Here is an 18,577-nt window from a genome sequence, read left to right as displayed (position 1 = left end):
AGGTTATTCCATGTCTGTTACTACTTTGACTGCGTCCAAAGCAGGACGCAGTAACTTGCTGCGTACGCTGGGCCTGACGCTTGCGTTTATGCTGCTGTTTTCGCTTTCTGAAATCAGCATCCTGCTGAAAGATAATGTGTATCATCCTAAGCCGGATGATCTGCTGCTCTACGTGATTATCGCTTTGCTGGCGGCCGCCAGCGCACGCTTCTTCCTGACGCGCCTGTTGCTGGCCGTGACGTTCATCGTGCAGATCAGCGAAGCCATCTATTACACCTTCTATGGCCAGTTTTATGGCCCAAGCGAGGTGTGGCTGGCATTTGTCGAGACCAAAGATATCGCCAGCGGCATAAGCGACAGCATCGGCACGCTTGGCATCTATTTTATCTTTATGCTGGCGGCGGTGGTTTTCTCGCTCGACGTTGCCCGCCGCTTTGCGCCAGCGTGGAAAAAATGGCTGACGATCCCCTGCCTGATGGCTATCGTGGTGATGTTTGCCGGGCAGTTTTATAAAGCCATTGACGGCCAGATGTATAAGTTCAACCCGGATTTGCGCCATTCGCTGCTGCGTAACGGTCTTTCAGCGATGAGCTTTAGCGCTATTCGCCTTATTCCAGAGGCTATCTCCGGTGAAAACCAGAACATCGCGCATTATGATCCCTACACCGTGAAACCCGTACCGGGCTACCAGAGCGGTAAATACTCTATCATTCTGGCCATTGGCGAAAGCCTGAACCCGCATCACGTCAGCGCCGTTGGCTATGACCGTGAGACGACGCCGGAGCTCGCTGCGCTGATGAAACAGTATCAGGGCACGTCACGCATTATCGTTTCTAACGCGGTCTCTACGCGCGTGGCGATCCCGATGCTGGTGAACAACCTGCGTGAGCCGGACAACTATTACGCCTATAAATCAAAATCCACGAACCTGTTCGCCAATGCGCAGAAACAGGGCTACCAGACCGCGTTTATCTCCGCCCAGGGGCTGGAAGGCCTGAGTAACTGGATAGGCGTTCACAATATCAATTTGTGGGAAGACACGCAGGTTCGCCCTGCGCCGGAAGTGGGCGCGGACAGCGTACTGACCCCTTCCGTAGAAAAAGCGGACCTCGACTACGCGAAACCGTTTTTCATGGTGCTGAACAGCCGCGCGCCGCATATTCCTTATGAGCGAAACATTCCGGCGGGTTTTGCGAAGTTCTCAACGCCAAAGGTTGCCGATAGCGTTGCGCAGAAGAAAAACGAGTATGACGATGCTATCCGTCTGTACGACAAAGAGCTGGCCTCGGCTATTCGCACGGTCATGGCGAAATCGAAGCTGCCGGTGCTGGTTTTTATTACGTCTGACCATGGCGAACGCGTGGGCGACGGCGGTTTGTTTGGCCACTCGGTGGTGGAAATGCCAATCGCTCAGGTGCCGTTTATCTACTTCAGCAACGGAAAAGCGTATCGCTTTGATGACATCGCGTCGGCGCAGCCGAAAAACCATTTCCAGCTCGCTACGCTCATCAACAAAATGCTGGGCTTTGACGTCACCAACCCTAATCTCAAAGACGATAGTTTCTTTATCACAGGCGGTGATATTCGCGGCCTGTCAGAGCGTATAACCTATCATCTTGATTCTTTGCCGGAAAATAAGCGCTGATAACCTCTTTTGCAGACGCTTTTCTTATCGCGGGCAGACCTGTGCTGCCCGCTTAATCATCATAATCCGCTCTCTTTGCACCCTGGCGGGGCAAAACCGCGCCCACGACGCCAAAAGGATAGCTTTAGCTACGCTAAATGCTTAGAATTTGCCCGCCGATAAAGAAAATAACGGATATTCGCTTGGAATCGTTGTATACCGCTTTACTCTACCTTATACAGCCTTTTGTCTGGCTACGTCTGCTGCTTCGCAGCCGCAAAGCCCCGGCTTATCGCAAGCGCTGGGGAGAACGCTACGGCTATTGCGAGGGCAAAGTCCAGCCAGACGGCATTCTGCTTCATTCTGTTTCCGTCGGTGAGACGCTTGCGGCGATCCCATTGGTTCGCGCGCTGCGTCACCGTTATCCCCGACTGCCTATTACCGTCACGACCATGACGCCGACCGGCTCTGAGCGCGTGCTCTCCGCTTTTGGCAAAGATGTGCATCACGTCTATCTGCCTTACGATCTGCCGGGCGCGATGAACCGCTTTCTTAACACGGTGAATCCGAAGCTGGTTATCGTCATGGAGACGGAACTGTGGCCAAACATGGTTTCCGCGCTGCATCAGCGCAAAATTCCACTGGTCATCGCCAATGCGCGCCTTTCTGAACGTTCAGCGCGTGGCTACCAGAAACTGGGCGGCTTTATGCGTCGCCTGTTAAGCAAGATCACGCTTATCGCTGCTCAGAACGAGGAAGATGGCAGCCGTTTTATTGCGCTTGGGCTCAAACGCAATCAACTGGCCGTCACAGGCAGCCTGAAGTTTGATATCTCCGTTACGCCGGAGCTGGCGGCCCGCGCCGTAACGCTGCGTCGGCAGTGGGCGCCGCGCCGTAAAGTCTGGATAGCCACCAGCACCCACGACGGCGAAGAAACCATTATTCTTGAAGCCCACCGCAGGCTGCTGGAAACCTTCCCTGACCTGCTGCTGATTCTGGTGCCGCGTCACCCGGAGCGCTTCAAAGACGCGCGGGAGATGGTGCAAAAGGCAGGATTCAGCTTCACGCTGCGCAGTACGGGTGAAATACCTTCCGGCAGCACGCAGGTCGTTATCGGCGATACCATGGGCGAACTGATGCTGTTATATGGTATCGCAGACCTCGCCTTTGTCGGCGGCAGCCTGGTTGAGCGCGGCGGTCATAACCCGCTTGAGCCGGCGGCGCACGCTATTCCGGTGCTGATGGGCCCGCATACGTTCAATTTCAAAGACATCTGCGCGAAGCTGCAGGAAGCGGACGGGCTTATCACCGTCACGGGTGCAGACTCGCTGGTAAAAGAGATCTCAACGCTGCTGACGGACGAAGATTATCGCCTCTGGTATGGCCGCCACGCGGTGGAAGTTCTGCACCAGAATCAGGGCGCGTTGCAACGTCTTTTGCAGCTTCTGCAGCCCTATCTGCCGCAGCGGAGCCACTGATGACCGCGCGTCTTTCTGTGGTGATGATCGCCAAAAACGCAGCGGACGTGCTGCCGGATTGTCTGGCTTCGGTAAGCTGGGCGGATGAGATTGTGCTGCTGGATTCCGGCAGCGACGATAACACCGTCGCGCTGGCCGAAGCGGCGGGCGTTCGCGTATTTACCTCAGCCGACTGGCAAGGCTACGGCATTCAGCGCCAGCGAGCGCAACAGTACGCCACCGGCGACTACGTTTTGATGATCGATACCGACGAGCGTGTGACGCCAGAACTGGCGCACGCCATTCGGCAGGCGCTTGCTAACCCGCAGCCTGACACAGTCTACAGCATCGCGCGCCGGAATCTATTCCTTGGACGCTTTATGCGTCACAGCGGCTGGTATCCCGATCGCGTAACCCGTCTCTATGCTCGTGAACGTTACCGCTATAATGACAACCGGGTCCATGAATCGCTGGAAGCGTCCGGCGCACGCGTGGTAGCGCTACAGGGCGATCTGGAGCATCTGACGTGCCGGGATTTCGCAGGCTTTCAGCGTAAGCAGCTGGCTTACGCCGCCGCCTGGGCGCAGGAGCGCCATCAGAAAGGAAAGAAGGTTTCAGCAGCGGCCATTTTCGGCCACACGCTGGGCGCCTTTTGTAAGACGCTGTTATTGCGGGGCGGCGTACTGGATGGCAAACAAGGTTGGCTGCTTGCCGTCGTGAACGCACAGTACACCTTTAACAAATACACCGAGCTGTGGGCGTTAAACCATGGCTATACGGAAAAGAGACCGCTATGACCACTCGCGCTATTTATCCCGGCACGTTTGACCCGATTACCAACGGCCATATCGATATTCTTACCCGCGCTTCCCGCCTGTTTGACGAAGTGATCCTGGCGATAGCCGCCAGTCCGCATAAAAAAACGCTGTTTACGCTGGAAGAGCGCGTAGCGCTGGCGCAGAAGGCGACTTCGCATCTGGAAAACGTGCAGGTAACAGGATTCAGCGATCTGATGGCTAACTTCGCGCGAGCGCAAAACGCCACTATTCTGGTGCGGGGCCTGCGTACTTCGGGTGATTTCGAGTATGAAATGCAGCTGGCGCATATGAACCGCCATCTGATGCCGGAGCTGGAAAGCGTCTTTTTGATGCCCGCCAAAGAGTGGTCATTTATCTCTTCGTCGCTGGTAAAGGAAGTGGCGCGCCACCAGGGCGACGTTTCCCACTTCCTTCCGCAGCATGTGCATCAGGCTCTGCTCGAAAGACTTGCCTGATTATTTCTGGCAGCGACGGCACCAGTAGGTGCTGCGCTGGGCATGTTTTCCCGCCTGTATCGGCGTACCGCAAACCCGGCAGGGTTCTCCTTCGCGACCATAAACCTGTAGCTGCTGCGCAAAATAACCCGGTTTGCCGTCGCTTTGCAGGAAATCGCGCAGCGTCGTGCCGCCCTGCTCTATCGATCGTAACAGGACAGCCTTAATCGCCTGCGCCAGCAGCTCGCACTCTTTTTTCGATAACGACGAGGCAAGGCGATCAGGGTGGATCCCCGCCGCAAAGAGCGATTCGCTGGCATAGATATTACCCACGCCCACTACCAGCTTGTTATCCATCAACCAGGGCTTGATGGCGGTTTTCTTTTTCACGCACTTCGCATGCAGATATTCGCCATTAAACGCTTCGCTAAGCGGTTCCGGTCCCAGATGCGCCAGGACGTTATGGCCTTCCAGCTCTTTTGTCCAGAGCCAGGCGCCAAAGCGGCGTGGGTCGGTATAGCGCAGCACTTTGCCGTTGCTCATCACCAGGTCAACGTGATCGTGCTTCTCCGCGGGCAACTCTTCCGGCAGCACGCGCAGGCTGCCGGACATGCCAAGGTGGATAATGATCCAGCCATCCGGCAATTCCAGCAGCAGATATTTTGCCCGCCGTTGTACGCTCAAAACCGGTTTATCGCTTAAGGCATGGATTTCATCAGAGACTGGCCAGCGCAGGCGGCCATTACGCACCACGGCGTGAAGAATGGTTTCGCCAACCAGATGCGGTTCGATACCGCGACGGCTGGTTTCTACCTCGGGTAATTCAGGCATGCTTTCTCTCGTGACCTTGTGTTTATCGGATAACCTTAATATGAGGGTAGCCGGAAAACAAAAAACCCCGCCGAGGCGGGGTTTTTGTACAATCCACTAAAATTATTTAATTTTAGCTTCTTTGTAAAGAACGTGCTGACGAACAACCGGATCGAATTTCTTCAGTTCCAGTTTTTCCGGCTTAGTACGTTTGTTCTTCGTGGTGGTATAGAAGTGACCAGTACCAGCAGAAGAAACCAGCTTGATTTTCTCGCGAATACCTTTAGCCATGATTTAGCTCCTTAGTACTTCTCGCCACGGGCACGCAGTTCAGAAAGAACAACGTCGATGCCTTTTTTATCAATAACACGCATACCTTTAGCAGATACGCGCAGAGTAACGAAACGCTTTTCGCTCTCTACCCAGAAACGGTGAGAGTGCAGGTTCGGCAGAAAACGGCGTTTAGTCGCGTTCAGTGCGTGTGAACGGTTGTTACCGGTCACCGGACGCTTGCCAGTAACTTGGCAGACTCGGGACATGTCTATTCTCCAAAAATCAAATTAGCTCGAGCTTCGTATAGGGTATTGGCGCCTCGTCAGGCCTAAAGCCCGGTCTGGCGGTTCAATGTGAACTCGCGTATGCCAGGCCCAAATGCCAAACCCGAGATTCTCAAAGGTGGCGTAGTATACGCTGCCGGGGCCGTCTGCTCAAGTCCCGAACAGAAAAGATCGCCATGGATCGCCTCGTCTGGCTTATATCCAGCCACGTTCGGCGAAAGAAACGCATTCTCCGCGGCCAATAACCAGATGGTCCAGCACTCGGATATTCATAAACTGGCAGCAATTTATAATGCGTTCGGTAATCATTTTGTCCGCCTTGCTGGGTTCGGCGTGACCGGAAGGATGATTATGCGCAAGGATTACCGCCGCCGCGTTAACTTTTATAGCCTCCCGCACAATTTCCCTCGGGTGTACTTCTACATGATTAAGCGTGCCTGAAAAAAGTTGGCTGTTTTTAATGACGCGGTGCTGATTGTCTAAAAAGATCACCATAAAGATCTCACGCTGCTCATCGCTAAGCTGGCTCATAAGGAATTCACGCGTCATATCAGGGTTTAATAATGGCTGTTCGTCCTGCATCCAGGAGGCAGCGTAACGCCTGCCTAACTCAGCAATCGCGCTAAGCTGCGCATATTTCGCCACACCAATGCCCCCTACCGCGCCCAGTTCCTCAAGCGTTGCTGATAACAGACGACGCAGCGAGCCGAAATGTCCGAGCAACTGTTCCGCCAGCGTGACGACATAAACCCCGCGCTTGCCTGTGCGCAGGAAAATCGCCAGCAGTTCCGCATCGCTTAGCTCTTTTGCGCCATAAGTAAGCAGCTTTTCGCGCGGCCCCGCCGGCTGCGCCTTTTCAACCACCATCACACCTCCTCTGCGTTACGACGGCGTTATCCTGCCACAGATAAGTTTCACTGGAAGGCTGGTTTGTCACGCTTGCGCGCTATCTCGCAAAGTTGATTTTTTGTACTGCTCCGCCGGTTTTTTGATTGTGGTAAAATGGCCGCCTTATTTGTTGCTAGCGGAAAAAATCATGACTGGGCTTTCCGGAAAAAAAATCGTTCTGGGCGTCAGCGGGGGTATTGCTGCGTATAAGGCGCCTGAGCTGGTGCGGCGCCTGCGCGATCGCGGCGCGGAAGTGAGAGTCGCCATGACAGAAGCGGCGAAGGCGTTTATTACGCCGCTGAGTTTGCAGGCGGTGTCGGGTTATCCCGTTTCCGACAGTTTGCTTGACCCGGCGGCCGAGGCGGCGATGGGCCATATCGAGCTTGGCAAATGGGCCGATTTGGTTATCCTTGCGCCCGCCACCGCCGATCTTATCGCCCGCGTAGCCGCTGGCATGGCGAACGACCTGGTTACGACTATTTGCCTTGCCACACCTTCGCCTGTTGCCGTCGTGCCCGCCATGAATCAGCAGATGTACCGCAACGCCGCAACCCAGCATAATCTGCAAGTGCTGGCCTCCCGCGGGTTGCAACTCTGGGGGCCGGACAGCGGCAGCCAGGCCTGCGGCGACATAGGGCCGGGCCGTATGCTTGACCCGATGACGATAGTGGAAATGGCCGCGCTGCATTTCGCGCCTGTAAAAGATCTGCAACATCTCAACATCATGATTACCGCAGGCCCTACCCGCGAGCGGCTGGATCCGGTGCGTTATATTACCAACGACAGCTCCGGCAAGATGGGCTTCGCCATTGCTGCGGCAGCGGCAGCGCGAGGCGCCAACGTCACGCTGGTTTCAGGCCCCGTATCGTTATCTACGCCGCCGTTTGTGCAGCGTGTGGATGTCACCACCGCGCTGGAGATGGAAGCAGAAGTGCAAAAACGCGCGCAGCAGCAGCATATTTTCATTGGTTGCGCCGCCGTGGCGGATTACCGTGCAGCTGAAATCGCCAGTGAAAAAATTAAAAAACAGGGCGATGAACTCACCCTGACCATGGTGAAAAACCCTGATATCGTGGCGGGCGTAGCTGCGCTTACCCTTAACCGCCCTTATGTCGTCGGGTTTGCCGCCGAAACGAATAATGTGGAAGAATATGCGCGGCAAAAACGCCAGCGTAAAAACCTTGATTTGATTTGTGCGAACGACGTTTCTAAATCTGATCAAGGCTTTAACAGCGATAACAACGCTCTGCATCTTTTCTGGCAGGAGGGCGATAAACGCTTACCGCTTGAGCGGAAAGAACGCCTTGGCCATCTTTTACTGGACGAAATCGTTACCCGTTATGATGAAAAAAATCGACGTTAAGATTCTGGACCCGCGCGTGGGCCAGCAGTTCCCGCTGCCGACTTACGCTACCGCCGGCTCGGCCGGCCTTGACCTGCGCGCTTGTCTGGATGACGCTGTAGAGCTGGCGCCTGGCGCAACGACGCTTCTGCCGACTGGCCTTGCGATTCACATCGCCGACCCGTCTCTCGCAGCGGTCATCCTGCCGCGCTCAGGGCTTGGCCATAAGCATGGCGTTGTTCTGGGTAACCTGGTGGGCTTGATTGATTCTGATTATCAGGGTCAATTGATGGTCTCCGTCTGGAATCGCGGCCAACAAAGCTTCATTATTGAACCTGGCGAACGCATCGCGCAGATGGTGTTTGTTCCAGTAGTACAGGCAGAATTCAACCTGGTTGAAGCCTTTGATGAGACCGAACGCGGTGAAGGCGGTTTCGGTCACTCTGGGCGGCGATAAGCCCCCGGTTTAAACGCATCCCTTAAGCAAAATAAAGCGAATAAATTACCACAGGCATTACGCCTGTGGTCGCTTGTGGATGCTCGCCTGGCAAGAATGTATTCTCAGGGGTCTTTCAGAACATGTCAGAAAAACAAACTGCGAAAAGGAATCGTCGCGAAGAAATACTTCAGTCTCTGGCCCAGATGCTTGAATCCAGCGATGGCAGTCAGCGCATCACCACGGCGAAACTGGCGGCTTCCGTTGGCGTTTCCGAAGCGGCGCTCTATCGTCACTTCCCCAGCAAAACCCGGATGTTTGATAGCCTCATTGAGTTTATCGAAGACAGCCTTATTAGCCGTATCAACCTTATCCTGAAGGATGAGAAGGATACGACCACGCGCCTGCGGCTGATTGTGCAGCTCATTCTCGGCTTTGGCGAACGCAACCCGGGGCTAACGCGCATCCTTACCGGTCATGCTTTGATGTTTGAACAGGACCGTTTACAAGGTCGCATTAACCAACTTTTTGAACGTATCGAAGCGCAGTTGAGGCAGGTTTTGCGTGAACGCAAAATGCGCGAAGGCGAAGGGTATGTAACCGATGAAACCCTGCTGGCGAGCCAGCTGCTGGCGTTTTGTGAAGGCATGCTATCGCGTTTTGTGCGCAGCGAATTCCGCTACAGCCCCACCGACGAGTTTGACTCTCGCTGGCCGCTGCTCGCCGCGCAGCTTCAATAAACAAAAAAGGGCCGAACGGCCCTTTTTTGTTTTATACCCCGTACTGCTCGCGATATTCGCGCACCGCCGCCAGGTGAACCGCCATCTCCGGTTTTTCTTCCAGATAAGCAATAAGGTCTTTCAGGGTAATAATGGAAATAACGTTGCAGCCGTAATCACGTTCCACTTCCTGAATAGCAGAAATGTCACCGCGTCCGCGCTCTTGTCTGTCGAGAGAAATCAGCACGCCCGCAAGCGTAGCGCCGTTAGCCTGAATAATTTCCATCGACTCACGGATAGCCGTCCCGGCTGTTATCACATCATCCACCAGCATCACGCGCCCCTGCAGCGGGCTACCCACCAGGTTGCCGCCCTCACCATGATCTTTCGCTTCCTTACGGTTAAAGCAGTAAGGCACGTCGCGTTCATGGTGTTCTGCCAGCGCCACAGCGGTCGTCGTGGCGATGGGAATACCTTTATAAGCCGGGCCGAAAAGCAGGTCGAAATCAATGCCGGAATCTACCAGCGCTTCTGCATAAAAACGGCCCAACAATGCCAGATCGCGCCCCGTGTTAAATAACCCGGCGTTGAAGAAATAGGGGCTCGTGCGCCCGGATTTCAGCGTGAATTCACCAAACTTTAGCACCTGTTTGTTAAGGGCGAATTCAATAAACTGGCGCTGATACGGTTTCATGGCTTTGCTCCTCAAATAGCGTTTTTTCAGGCATAAAAAAGGCGACTTCACAGTCGCCTTAAAAATTAATTTGCTAACGCCGCCTTCTGCGACGTGACAATGGATTCAATTCCCCCGCGGGCCAGCGCCAGCAGCGAGAGCAACTCCTCATGCGTAAACGGCTCGCCTTCCGCTGTGCCTTGCACTTCAATAATGCGGCCATCTTCGGTCATTACGACATTCATGTCGGTTTCCGCAGCAGAATCTTCCACATATTCCAGATCGCAAACCGCCTCGCCATTCACGATGCCTACGGAAACCGCCGCCACCATGCCCTTCATCGGGTTGGTTTTCAGCTTGCCGCCAGCGACCATCGCGTTCAGCGCGTCTGCCAGCGCCACGCAGGCGCCTGTAATAGAAGCAGTGCGGGTGCCGCCATCCGCCTGCAAAACATCGCAGTCGAGCGTAATGGTGTATTCGCCCAGCGCTTTTAAATCTACCGCAGCGCGCAGCGAACGTGCGATTAATCGCTGAATTTCCAGCGTGCGACCGCCCTGCTTGCCTTTTGCGGCTTCGCGAGCGTTACGGGTATGGGTTGAACGCGGCAACATGCCGTATTCGGCAGTGATCCATCCTTGCCCCTGCCCTTTCAGAAAGCGCGGCACGCCTTCTTCAATGGTGGCGGTGCAAAGCACTTTGGTATCGCCAAACTCAACCAGCACGGAGCCTTCAGCGTGTTTAGTGTAGTGACGGGTCAGGGTAACTGGGCGCACTTCGGTAGCGCTACGGCCTGATGGACGCATGAATTTCTCTCCGGCTTGTAACAGATGTGGCTGCGCATTATACGGGCTTAAGGCGCTTATTCCTATCCTGGCTGCCCAGGGGTAGCTATAATCGCATCACTCTTTTTAAAAACAGGTATGACTATGATCCGCAGCATGACCGCCTACGCCCGGCGTGAAATTAAGGGTGACTGGGGTAGCGCCGCCTGGGAATTACGCTCGGTAAACCAGCGCTATCTGGAAACCTATATTCGCCTGCCGGAACAGTTCCGCAGCCTGGAACCTGTAGCCCGCGAGCGCATCCGTAATCGTCTGACTCGCGGTAAAATTGAGTGCACGCTGCGCTTTGAACCTGACGCCAGCGCGCAAGGGGAACTCATCCTCAACGAAAAACTGGCGAAGCAGCTGGTCAGCGCCGCGAACTGGGTGAAAATGCAAAGCGATGAAGGCGAGATAAACCCGCTCGATATTTTGCGCTGGCCGGGCGTAATGGCCGCGCAGGAACAGGATCTGGACGCTATCGCCGCTGATATCCTGTCGGCGCTGGACGGCGCGCTGGATGACTTTATTGTGGCGCGTGAAACCGAAGGCCAGGCGCTGAAAATGCTTATTGAGCAGCGTCTGGAAGGGGTGAGCGCGGAGGTGACTAAAGTCCGTGCGCAAATGCCCTCCGTCCTGCAATGGCAGCGTGAAAGACTGGTCACGAAGCTTGAAGAAGCGCAGGTACAGCTTGAGAACAACCGCCTGGAGCAGGAACTGGTGCTGATGGCACAGCGCATCGATGTGGCCGAAGAGCTGGATCGCCTCGATGCGCATATTAAAGAAACTTATAATATCCTGAAGAAAAAAGAGGCGGTGGGTCGCCGTCTCGACTTTATGATGCAGGAATTCAACCGCGAGTCGAATACGCTGGCGTCTAAATCAATTAACGCCGACGTGACCAACTCAGCTATTGAACTGAAAGTGCTGATTGAGCAGATGCGTGAGCAGATTCAGAATATTGAGTAATCAGACTAAACATACTGTTAACGCATATAAACCCGCTTCAGGCGGGTTTTTTTATTGGTTCAGCCCTCTTTCCCGAAGGAAAACTTCTGTTTCGGATAGCGATAAAGACAATGCTCCAATTTTGTACAAATAATAAATATTTTTAATGTCAACCAGACTCATTACAAATGTTACTATTCAGCCAACGAGCATAAACAAGCGGGTCGCCGTGTGAAAATCATTAAATAATCGGCCAGTATTTATACTTAGCAGGATATGTTTACTCACTCATCGCCAGATTATGTAAACTAGCGCATTAAACTCAGGACCCGTTACGGTCACCACAAAAATTTAGATTATGTCTTTTGTCAGCATTATTACTACAAAGTTACGCGAAGAGCGACGTAGCGCATTTCTCCTGTGCATTGTGCTTTCTCTTTTACTTTTATTATGGCCCGTGGCTTTCACACAGCCGCCCCGCTTCATTTTACGCATTGCAGTTTGTAATGCTTTGCTTATTGCCAGCGCCGCAGCAATTTACAGGACTCTGGCCGGGAAGGCTATTTCACTGGTAATTTGCGCTTTTCTGTCTCTCAACTTTGCTATTGATTTTAGTACTTATAGCATTTACCAGAGTGAATTTAACGTCGCCTTTGCGATGAGCATATTAACCACGCACTTACGTGAAGTTAAAAGCATGGCGGGCATCTATCTTTATTATATGCCCGTCGCGGTGGCGCACTTTGCTATTACGTTTACCGCAATACATTTGCTGTCGAAAAAGCTAACCCGCAAGCAAAGTATTCTCTCTTTCGCTTTGCTGGCTATTTTTATTGCCTGGTTTTCTTTTGCTTGCTGGTTCAAAAAACAAAAGGATAAAGAGGTCTATTACCCTCTGGCATCGCGTATATTAGTTAATACTCCTTTTTACGTAGTCTCGGATTTCATTATCGCGAATCGGGACAATCAACTGGCAGCCAAAATCAGCCAGGGTGGGCAAAATGATGCTCATCTGACCTGGCAGGATCAAAACATAGAGACGTATGTCGTGGTTATCGGCGAATCCGCGCGACGTAACAATATGCAACTTTATGGCTTCTCGCTGGATACTACGCCTGTCGAGACGAAACTTAACCATAATGCGCTCATTTTCGAACATGCTATTGCGCCTGCTTCGGCTACCGTACTGGCGGTTCCTATGATCTTAAGCCGCGCAGATGCGGAACATTTCACCATTGATAACCTCTCAGACAACATTGTCAAAGCAGCGAATAGAGCAGGCTTTAATACCTACTGGATAAGCGCGCAAGGAAACAGCGGTAAAAGCAACAATTATGTGGCTGCGATTGCCTCCACAAGCCATCACCTGAACTGGGTGGAAAGTCATTACGATGATGAATTATTACCCTGGTTCGATGACGCCCTAAAACAGCACGGCAAAAAAGTCATTTTTTTGCATATCAACGGCAGCCATGAACTGGCTTGTACGCGCTATCCCAAATCTCATGATTATTATCATACCGGTAATAAATATGAAGATTGTTATAACAATGCTATTCGCTTCACCGACTATTTCCTGGGTGAAGTTATGGCGCGTCTGGCTAACCGTTCCGCGTCATTGCTCTATTTTTCCGATCATGGGCTGGAAAAAAATGCTGAGCTTGAGTCGATTTATATGCATGGCGCGCGTTTCCCAAGTAAAGAAGCCTATGACGTTCCTCAATTTATCTGGTATAGCGACAAAGCGCTTGGCAGCCAACCTCGTAATACAGGCAAAGTTGAAGCGCCGTGGTCTACCGCCAACAATTATTTCCTGATGTTGAGCTGGATGGGCATTTCAACAGCAGAGAAAAACTGCCGGTCAATACTGGACGTTTGTTTTCACCCGGATAAAACATTCCCGGTCATGGACGGCGGACGGAATATTTTTGAATATCAAACGCTCAGGACTCATTTCAATGACCTTAAACCAGAGATTGCCGTAAAAGAGGCTGGCAAAAATTCCCTATAGCGCAGGAACGGTAAAGCCTGTTATCTGCTGTTTTCCCAGCCACTCTGCCAGCGAACTTACCTGGGGGTGATGGAGGAATTGTATAAGCAGCCGCGCGCGGCCAGCGCCAACGCCCGGAAGTTGCTGCCAGCTGGCTTCATTGCGCATGGTAAGCTCCCGCCAGCTTTGGTCTGGCAACGTCCGCAGCGCGTTGGCGGGCAACGGCAGGCCCAGCGCTTTTAACCAACGGTGAAACGGTAATTTGCGAGTAAATGAAAAACGATGCCAGAGCTGAACGGCGCGCTGTGGTGAGAATCCGGGCGTCTGTGATAAAGCTTCGGGTGTAAGCGCAAGCCAGGAGAAAAGGTGTTCAAAATGTTGAGCGCGGTGCAACTGCTGCCAGGTGGCTTCGCCCAACCCGTTCAGGTCGAGCACAGATTTCTGACTTAGCCACGCAAGCCGGGCGAGAAACTGCGCCTCACACCCGGCGGATGCATAAAAGCAACTTACGGCTGCGTGCGGTTGTTTAACAGGCGGTTGGGGTTTATCGCGTTTCGCTACACGCCAGACGACCTCATCCAGCCGAGGAATACCCCGTCCCGCCAGGCTCACTGCCACACTGTCGCCGGGTGCGATATCCCACTGGTCCCATTTTGAAACAGAGCCAATATTCGTACGGCGCACCCATTTGTCATCCAGCAACACGGGCTCCAGCTCCGCAACTACGCTCACTTTCCCCGTGCGTCCAACCGCGAAGCGAATGCTATTGACCGTTGTGACCTGCTTTACTGGCGGATATTTCCAGGCGACTACCCAGTTGCCTTGTCCGGGCTGCCAGTTTTTGCCGGAAGGCTCCTTTTCAGCGCGTACGACAACGCCATCCGTAACGAAGGGCAGCGGCGAATTAAACCAGCGGTCTCGCCACTGGGCCACTTCCTTGCTGGTAGCGACAGGTTTTGTCCACGCTCTGGTCAGCGTGAAACCAGCCTCGGCCAACGCGGTTGCCCGACTCTCCATGTCAGCCGGGCCATCCGGCCACGCCCAAATGAAAACATCCAGTTCACCAAGTAAAGGCGAAGCCTCGCGGCGCATCATCGCTCCCGCCACCAGTGCTCGGGCGTTAATACCGCCAGCCGCTTTTTGTTGATGCCCGTTACGCCGCCAGAAGATCTCACCCTGCAAGACACTGTTTTCCAGGGCTCCGGAAACCTTAGGAGGAATAGCCGGGATACGCCGTACTTTTTCTGTCCAGTCCTCCCCATAAAGGCCATCGCCCCGGCTGATGGCTTGCTGTAGTAAGCCGGAACGATAAACCAACGTTACGGCTACGCCGTCTACTTTAGGTTGCACCCATAATGCCGATTTCTGGCGCATCCATTCATTGAGTTCGTTCGCATCGCTTAGTTTTCGCACCCCAGTATGCGGAACAGGGTGAGGCAGGCGGCCTCTCGCCAGCGCAGGCGGGAGCGCCGGAATGGTTTCATGATGAAAACAACGTCTCCACAGGGCGAGCTGCGCGCTGAGCTGGTCGTATACCGCGTCGCTGGTCTGGCTTTCGCCTTTCTGCCAGTAGGCTTCATCCCAGCGCTTTAGCTGCGCCTGTAGCTGCGCCATCTCCTCTTTTGCCCGTGATAACGGCCAGTCCGGGCAAGCCGCCTGAACGCTAAAACACCCCAGGCTTGCCAGTAGCCAGCATGCTTTTCTTATCATCATCCGCCCTCCTGTGCGCTTTCGTCGGAACATAAGCCCGATAGCGAACCCACGCTATTGTGTGATGCGCGTTTCTGGAGAGGCTTTCAGAGAAATTGCCGTGAAGCTGCAAAAATTGCGCCGTGGTGGATGAAAACGCGCAAATATCAAAAGCTGAAGATGAAAAATGTGACAAAGGCTACGTCGCGCAGCCGCTACGTGTATAATAAGCCCGTATACGCCTCCTCTTTTGGCACACCAGGACGTAAACACACTCATGGCTCAAGGCACGCTTTATATTATTTCCGCCCCCAGCGGCGCAGGTAAATCCAGTCTTATTCAGGCTTTTTTAAAGACGCAACCGCTTTACGATTCGCAGGTTTCTGTCTCGCACACTACTCGCGGCCCGCGCCCGGGCGAAGTTCATGGCGAACATTACTTCTTCGTCAATCATGATGAATTTAGAAAAATGATCGCCGAAGATGCTTTTCTTGAACATGCGGAAGTGTTTGGCAATTATTATGGAACTTCACGCGCGTCGATTGAGCAGGTTCTCGCTACTGGCGTAGATATATTCCTGGATATTGACTGGCAAGGCGCGCAGCAAATCCGTAAAAAAATGCCGCAAGCGCGCAGCATTTTTATTCTGCCGCCTTCAAAAGAAGAGCTGGACCGACGTTTGCGCGGTCGTGGTCAGGACAGCGAAGAAGTTATCGCAAAGCGCATGGCGCAGGCGGTAGCGGAAATGAGCCACTACGCTGAATATGATTATCTTATTGTGAATGATGATTTCGATATGGCGCTCGCCGATCTGAAAACCATCCTTCGCGCGGAACGTCTGCGCATGAGCCGCCAGAAGCAGCGGCATGACGCATTAATCACCAAACTATTGGCAGACTGAAGCCACTTTCAGTATTATGCCCAGTCATTTCTTCATCTGTGGAGCATTTTTAGTATGGCACGCGTAACTGTTCAGGACGCTGTAGAGAAAATTGGTAACCGTTTTGATCTGGTGCTGGTCGCCGCTCGTCGCGCTCGTCAGATGCAGGTAGGCGGCAAGGATCCGCTGGTACCGGAAGAAAACGATAAAACCACCGTTATCGCACTGCGCGAAATCGAAGAAGGCCTGATCAACAATCAGATCCTCGACGTACGTGAGCGCCAGGAGCAGCAGGAGCAGGAAGCCGCAGAACTGCAGGCCGTTACCGCTATTGCTGAAGGTCGTCGTTAATAACGCTGCGGGTAGCCCTTGTATCTGTTTGAAAGCCTGAATCAGCTGATTCAACAATACCTGCCGCAGGACCAGATTAAGCGCCTGCAGCAGGCTTATCTCGTTGCACGTGATGCTCACGAGGGACAAACACGTTCAAGCGGCGAACCCTATATCACTCACCCGGTGGCGGTGGCCTGTATTCTGGCCGAGATGAAACTCGACTATGAAACGCTGATGGCCGCGCTGCTGCATGACGTGATTGAAGACACCCCTGCCACCTACCAGGATATGGAACAGCTGTTTGGCAAAAGCGTTGCCGAACTGGTGGAGGGGGTTTCCAAGCTCGACAAGCTTAAGTTCCGCGATAAGAAAGAGGCGCAAGCCGAAAACTTTCGCAAGATGATTATGGCGATGGTGCAGGATATCCGCGTCATTCTCATCAAACTTGCCGACCGCACCCACAATATGCGTACGCTGGGTTCTCTGCGCCCGGATAAACGTCGCCGCATCGCCCGTGAAACGCTCGAAATCTACAGCCCGCTGGCTCACCGTCTCGGTATTCATCATTTGAAGACGGAGCTGGAAGAGCTTGGCTTTGAAGCGCTTTACCCCAACCGCTACCGCGTTATCAAAGAGGTGGTGAAAGCGGCGCGCGGCAATCGTAAAGAGATGATTCAGAAAATCCTCTCTGAGATTGAAGGCCGTTTACAGGAAGCAGGGATTCCGTGCCGCGTCAGCGGTCGCGAAAAGCATCTTTACTCCATCTATTGCAAGATGGTGCTTAAAGAGCAACGTTTCCACTCCATTATGGACATTTACGCGTTTCGCGTAATCGTTAAGGATGTGGATACGTGCTACCGCGTGCTCGGACAGATGCACAGCCTCTATAAGCCGCGTCCGGGGCGTATGAAAGACTACATCGCCATCCCTAAGGCGAACGGCTATCAGTCTCTGCATACCTCCATGATTGGCCCTCACGGCGTGCCAGTTGAAGTCCAGATCCGCACGGAAGATATGGACCAGATGGCGGAAATGGGTGTCGCTGCGCACTGGGCTTATAAAGAGCGCAACGAGAGCAGCACCACTGCGCAAATCCGCGCGCAGCGCTGGATGCAAAGCCTGCTGGAACTTCAGCAGAGCGCCGGCAGCTCATTTGAATTTATTGAGAGCGTTAAATCCGATCTCTTCCCGGATGAGATTTACGTTTTCACCCCGGAAGGGCGCATTGTCGAACTGCCTGCTGGCGCCACGCCAGTCGACTTCGCCTATGCGGTGCATACGGATATCGGCCACGCCTGCGTTGGCGCCCGCGTCGATCGCCAGCCTTATCCCCTTTCGCAACCGCTTTCCAGTGGTCAGACAGTTGAAATCATTACCGCGCCGGGTGCTCGTCCGAACGCCGCCTGGCTGAACTTTGTCGTGAGCTCAAAAGCGCGCGCCAAGATTCGCCAGATGCTGAAAAACTTAAAGCGTGACGATTCGGTAAGCCTGGGCCGCCGCCTGCTCAACCATGCGCTCGGCGGCAGCCGCAAGCTTGCCGAGATCCCCCAGGAGAACATCCATCGTGAGCTTGAGCGTATGAAGCTCGCTACTCTTGATGATCTGCTCTCTGAGATTGGTCTTGGCAATGCCATGAGCGTCGTAGTAGCGAAGAATCTACTGCAAGGCGAAACATCGGCTACAGGCTCGCAAAGCGGCTCGGCCAGTCACAGCCACCTGCCTATTAAAGGCGCGGACGGCGTGCTTATCACCTTTGCGAAATGCTGCCGTCCTATTCCTGGCGACCCGATAGTGGCGCACGTCAGCCCGGGCAAGGGGCTCGTGATTCACCATGAATCATGCCGAAATATTCGCGGTTACCAGAAAGAGCCGGAAAAATTCATGGCGGTCGAGTGGGATAAAGAGACCGAGCAGGAATTTATCACCGAAATTAAGGTAGATATGTTTAACCATCAGGGCGCGCTGGCGAACCTGACGGCGGCAATCAATACGGCTGGCAGTAACATTCAGAGTCTGAACACGGAAGAGAAAGATGGCCGCGTTTACAGCGCGTTCATTCGCCTGACGGCGCGCGACCGTATCCATCTGGCGAATATCATGCGCAAGATCCGCGTTATGCCTGATGTGATTAAAGTTAACCGCAACAGAAACTAGCGTT

At 53.6% G+C, this 18,577-nt stretch carries 19 protein-coding genes; 12 read left to right on the top strand and 7 right to left on the bottom strand.

Annotated features, from left to right (window positions below; translation table 11 throughout):
• Nucleotides 1–10 precede the first annotated feature (10 nt).
• From MT962_RS14740 to coaD, 4 genes are all read left to right on the top strand, one after another.
• The gene (locus MT962_RS14740) at nucleotides 11–1,645 is read left to right on the top strand and encodes a sulfatase-like hydrolase/transferase (protein ID WP_247365956.1); all 1,635 of its coding nucleotides are present in this window, start codon (nucleotides 11–13) and stop codon (nucleotides 1,643–1,645) included.
• Nucleotides 1,646–1,827: 182 nt separating this feature from the next.
• Entirely contained in the window at nucleotides 1,828–3,102 is a 1,275-nt protein-coding gene (gene waaA / locus MT962_RS14735) for a lipid IV(A) 3-deoxy-D-manno-octulosonic acid transferase (RefSeq protein WP_024557874.1), read from the top strand.
• On the top strand, nucleotides 3,102–3,878 hold the full coding sequence (locus tag MT962_RS14730; RefSeq protein WP_024557873.1) for a glycosyltransferase family 2 protein: 777 nt from the start codon (nucleotides 3,102–3,104) through the stop codon (nucleotides 3,876–3,878). The genes waaA and MT962_RS14730 overlap by 1 nt, the downstream gene beginning before the upstream one ends.
• On the top strand, nucleotides 3,875–4,354 hold the full coding sequence (gene coaD, locus MT962_RS14725; protein WP_188724066.1) for a pantetheine-phosphate adenylyltransferase: 480 nt from the start codon (nucleotides 3,875–3,877) through the stop codon (nucleotides 4,352–4,354). Before MT962_RS14730 ends, coaD begins: the two co-directional genes overlap by 4 nt.
• Here the strand turns inward: coaD and mutM are convergent, their stop codons facing one another.
• The 4 genes from mutM to radC form a co-directional block, all read right to left on the bottom strand.
• Nucleotides 4,355–5,164 carry a bifunctional DNA-formamidopyrimidine glycosylase/DNA-(apurinic or apyrimidinic site) lyase gene (gene mutM / locus MT962_RS14720; protein ID WP_024557871.1) on the bottom strand — a complete coding sequence of 270 codons (810 nt, stop codon included), beginning with the start codon at nucleotides 5,162–5,164 and terminating at the stop codon, nucleotides 4,355–4,357. It lies immediately after the preceding gene.
• 102 nt (nucleotides 5,165–5,266) lie between these two features.
• On the bottom strand, nucleotides 5,267–5,434 hold the full coding sequence (rpmG, locus tag MT962_RS14715; RefSeq protein ID WP_003024094.1) for a 50S ribosomal protein L33: 168 nt from the start codon (nucleotides 5,432–5,434) through the stop codon (nucleotides 5,267–5,269).
• 11 nt (nucleotides 5,435–5,445) lie between these two features.
• A complete protein-coding gene (gene rpmB, locus MT962_RS14710; protein ID WP_004388471.1) occupies nucleotides 5,446–5,682 on the bottom strand; it encodes a 50S ribosomal protein L28 in 237 nt (78 codons plus the stop codon).
• 213 nt (nucleotides 5,683–5,895) lie between these two features.
• On the bottom strand, nucleotides 5,896–6,567 hold the full coding sequence (gene radC, locus MT962_RS14705) for a DNA repair protein RadC (protein ID WP_024557870.1): 672 nt from the start codon (nucleotides 6,565–6,567) through the stop codon (nucleotides 5,896–5,898).
• A 169-nt stretch (nucleotides 6,568–6,736) separates the two neighbouring features.
• Here radC and coaBC point away from each other — a divergent pair, with 169 nt between their 5' ends.
• The 3 genes from coaBC (at nucleotide 6,737) to slmA (ending at nucleotide 9,106) form a co-directional block, all read left to right on the top strand.
• On the top strand, nucleotides 6,737–7,951 hold the full coding sequence (coaBC, locus tag MT962_RS14700; RefSeq protein WP_247365953.1) for a bifunctional phosphopantothenoylcysteine decarboxylase/phosphopantothenate--cysteine ligase CoaBC: 1,215 nt from the start codon (nucleotides 6,737–6,739) through the stop codon (nucleotides 7,949–7,951).
• Nucleotides 7,929–8,387: a dUTP diphosphatase gene (gene dut, locus MT962_RS14695; RefSeq protein WP_024557868.1), complete on the top strand. Its 459-nt coding sequence runs from the start codon at nucleotides 7,929–7,931 to the stop codon at nucleotides 8,385–8,387. The genes coaBC and dut overlap by 23 nt, the downstream gene beginning before the upstream one ends.
• Nucleotides 8,388–8,509: 122 nt before the next feature.
• Entirely contained in the window at nucleotides 8,510–9,106 is a 597-nt protein-coding gene (gene slmA / locus MT962_RS14690; protein WP_024557867.1) for a nucleoid occlusion factor SlmA, read from the top strand.
• 31 nt (nucleotides 9,107–9,137) lie between these two features.
• Here the strand turns inward: slmA and pyrE are convergent, their stop codons facing one another.
• Nucleotides 9,138–9,779 (bottom strand): orotate phosphoribosyltransferase, encoded by a 642-nt coding sequence (gene pyrE / locus MT962_RS14685; protein WP_024557866.1) that lies wholly within the window; start codon nucleotides 9,777–9,779, stop codon nucleotides 9,138–9,140.
• A 65-nt stretch (nucleotides 9,780–9,844) separates the two neighbouring features.
• Nucleotides 9,845–10,561 carry a ribonuclease PH gene (gene rph, locus MT962_RS14680; protein WP_024557865.1) on the bottom strand — a complete coding sequence of 239 codons (717 nt, stop codon included), beginning with the start codon at nucleotides 10,559–10,561 and terminating at the stop codon, nucleotides 9,845–9,847.
• A 123-nt stretch (nucleotides 10,562–10,684) separates the two neighbouring features.
• Here rph and MT962_RS14675 point away from each other — a divergent pair, with 123 nt between their 5' ends.
• Nucleotides 10,685–11,548, top strand: coding sequence for a YicC/YloC family endoribonuclease (locus MT962_RS14675; RefSeq protein WP_024561840.1), 864 nt, complete (start codon nucleotides 10,685–10,687; stop codon nucleotides 11,546–11,548).
• Nucleotides 11,549–11,885: 337 nt separating this feature from the next.
• A complete protein-coding gene (locus MT962_RS14670; RefSeq protein ID WP_247365950.1) occupies nucleotides 11,886–13,538 on the top strand; it encodes a phosphoethanolamine transferase in 1,653 nt (550 codons plus the stop codon).
• On the opposite strand, the gene ligB is transcribed toward MT962_RS14670, so the two are convergent.
• Entirely contained in the window at nucleotides 13,533–15,230 is a 1,698-nt protein-coding gene (gene ligB / locus MT962_RS14665; RefSeq protein WP_247365949.1) for an NAD-dependent DNA ligase LigB, read from the bottom strand. The two genes, MT962_RS14670 and ligB, sit on opposite strands and share 6 nt — an antisense overlap.
• A gap of 253 nt (nucleotides 15,231–15,483) precedes the next feature.
• Here ligB and gmk point away from each other — a divergent pair, with 253 nt between their 5' ends.
• From gmk to spoT, 3 genes are read left to right on the top strand one after another with little or no spacing between them, the layout of a single operon-like run.
• Nucleotides 15,484–16,107, top strand: coding sequence for a guanylate kinase (gene gmk / locus MT962_RS14660; RefSeq protein WP_024557861.1), 624 nt, complete (start codon nucleotides 15,484–15,486; stop codon nucleotides 16,105–16,107).
• Between the two features lie 54 nt (nucleotides 16,108–16,161).
• Entirely contained in the window at nucleotides 16,162–16,437 is a 276-nt protein-coding gene (gene rpoZ / locus MT962_RS14655; RefSeq protein WP_000135058.1) for a DNA-directed RNA polymerase subunit omega, read from the top strand.
• Between the two features lie 18 nt (nucleotides 16,438–16,455).
• Nucleotides 16,456–18,573 (top strand): bifunctional GTP diphosphokinase/guanosine-3',5'-bis pyrophosphate 3'-pyrophosphohydrolase, encoded by a 2,118-nt coding sequence (gene spoT, locus MT962_RS14650; protein ID WP_024557860.1) that lies wholly within the window; start codon nucleotides 16,456–16,458, stop codon nucleotides 18,571–18,573.
• Nucleotides 18,574–18,577 lie beyond the last annotated feature (4 nt).

Origin of the sequence: Franconibacter sp. IITDAS19, from assembly GCF_023079515.1 — a bacterium.
Classification (GTDB): domain Bacteria; phylum Pseudomonadota; class Gammaproteobacteria; order Enterobacterales; family Enterobacteriaceae; genus Franconibacter; species Franconibacter pulveris.
Note: the sequence above shows the minus strand (reverse complement) of the source record. Positions and strands in the feature narration are given on the sequence as shown.

Excerpts from the sequence above, each read along its gene's own strand:
- MT962_RS14740 (WP_247365956.1), top strand. The coding sequence starts at position 11 with ATGTCTGTTACTACTTTGACTGCGTCCAAAGCAGGACGCAGTAACTTG.
- MT962_RS14730 (WP_024557873.1), top strand. The coding sequence starts at position 3,102 with ATGACCGCGCGTCTTTCTGTGGTGATGATCGCCAAAAACGCAGCGGAC.
- coaD (WP_188724066.1), top strand. The coding sequence starts at position 3,875 with ATGACCACTCGCGCTATTTATCCCGGCACGTTTGACCCGATTACCAAC.
- mutM (WP_024557871.1), bottom strand. The coding sequence starts at position 5,164 with ATGCCTGAATTACCCGAGGTAGAAACCAGCCGTCGCGGTATCGAACCG.
- rpmG (WP_003024094.1), bottom strand. The coding sequence starts at position 5,434 with ATGGCTAAAGGTATTCGCGAGAAAATCAAGCTGGTTTCTTCTGCTGGT.
- rpmB (WP_004388471.1), bottom strand. The coding sequence starts at position 5,682 with ATGTCCCGAGTCTGCCAAGTTACTGGCAAGCGTCCGGTGACCGGTAAC.
- radC (WP_024557870.1), bottom strand. The coding sequence starts at position 6,567 with ATGGTGGTTGAAAAGGCGCAGCCGGCGGGGCCGCGCGAAAAGCTGCTT.
- coaBC (WP_247365953.1), top strand. The coding sequence starts at position 6,737 with ATGACTGGGCTTTCCGGAAAAAAAATCGTTCTGGGCGTCAGCGGGGGT.
- dut (WP_024557868.1), top strand. The coding sequence starts at position 7,929 with ATGATGAAAAAAATCGACGTTAAGATTCTGGACCCGCGCGTGGGCCAG.
- slmA (WP_024557867.1), top strand. The coding sequence starts at position 8,510 with ATGTCAGAAAAACAAACTGCGAAAAGGAATCGTCGCGAAGAAATACTT.
- pyrE (WP_024557866.1), bottom strand. The coding sequence starts at position 9,779 with ATGAAACCGTATCAGCGCCAGTTTATTGAATTCGCCCTTAACAAACAG.
- rph (WP_024557865.1), bottom strand. The coding sequence starts at position 10,561 with ATGCGTCCATCAGGCCGTAGCGCTACCGAAGTGCGCCCAGTTACCCTG.
- MT962_RS14675 (WP_024561840.1), top strand. The coding sequence starts at position 10,685 with ATGATCCGCAGCATGACCGCCTACGCCCGGCGTGAAATTAAGGGTGAC.
- MT962_RS14670 (WP_247365950.1), top strand. The coding sequence starts at position 11,886 with ATGTCTTTTGTCAGCATTATTACTACAAAGTTACGCGAAGAGCGACGT.
- ligB (WP_247365949.1), bottom strand. The coding sequence starts at position 15,230 with ATGATGATAAGAAAAGCATGCTGGCTACTGGCAAGCCTGGGGTGTTTT.
- gmk (WP_024557861.1), top strand. The coding sequence starts at position 15,484 with ATGGCTCAAGGCACGCTTTATATTATTTCCGCCCCCAGCGGCGCAGGT.
- rpoZ (WP_000135058.1), top strand. The coding sequence starts at position 16,162 with ATGGCACGCGTAACTGTTCAGGACGCTGTAGAGAAAATTGGTAACCGT.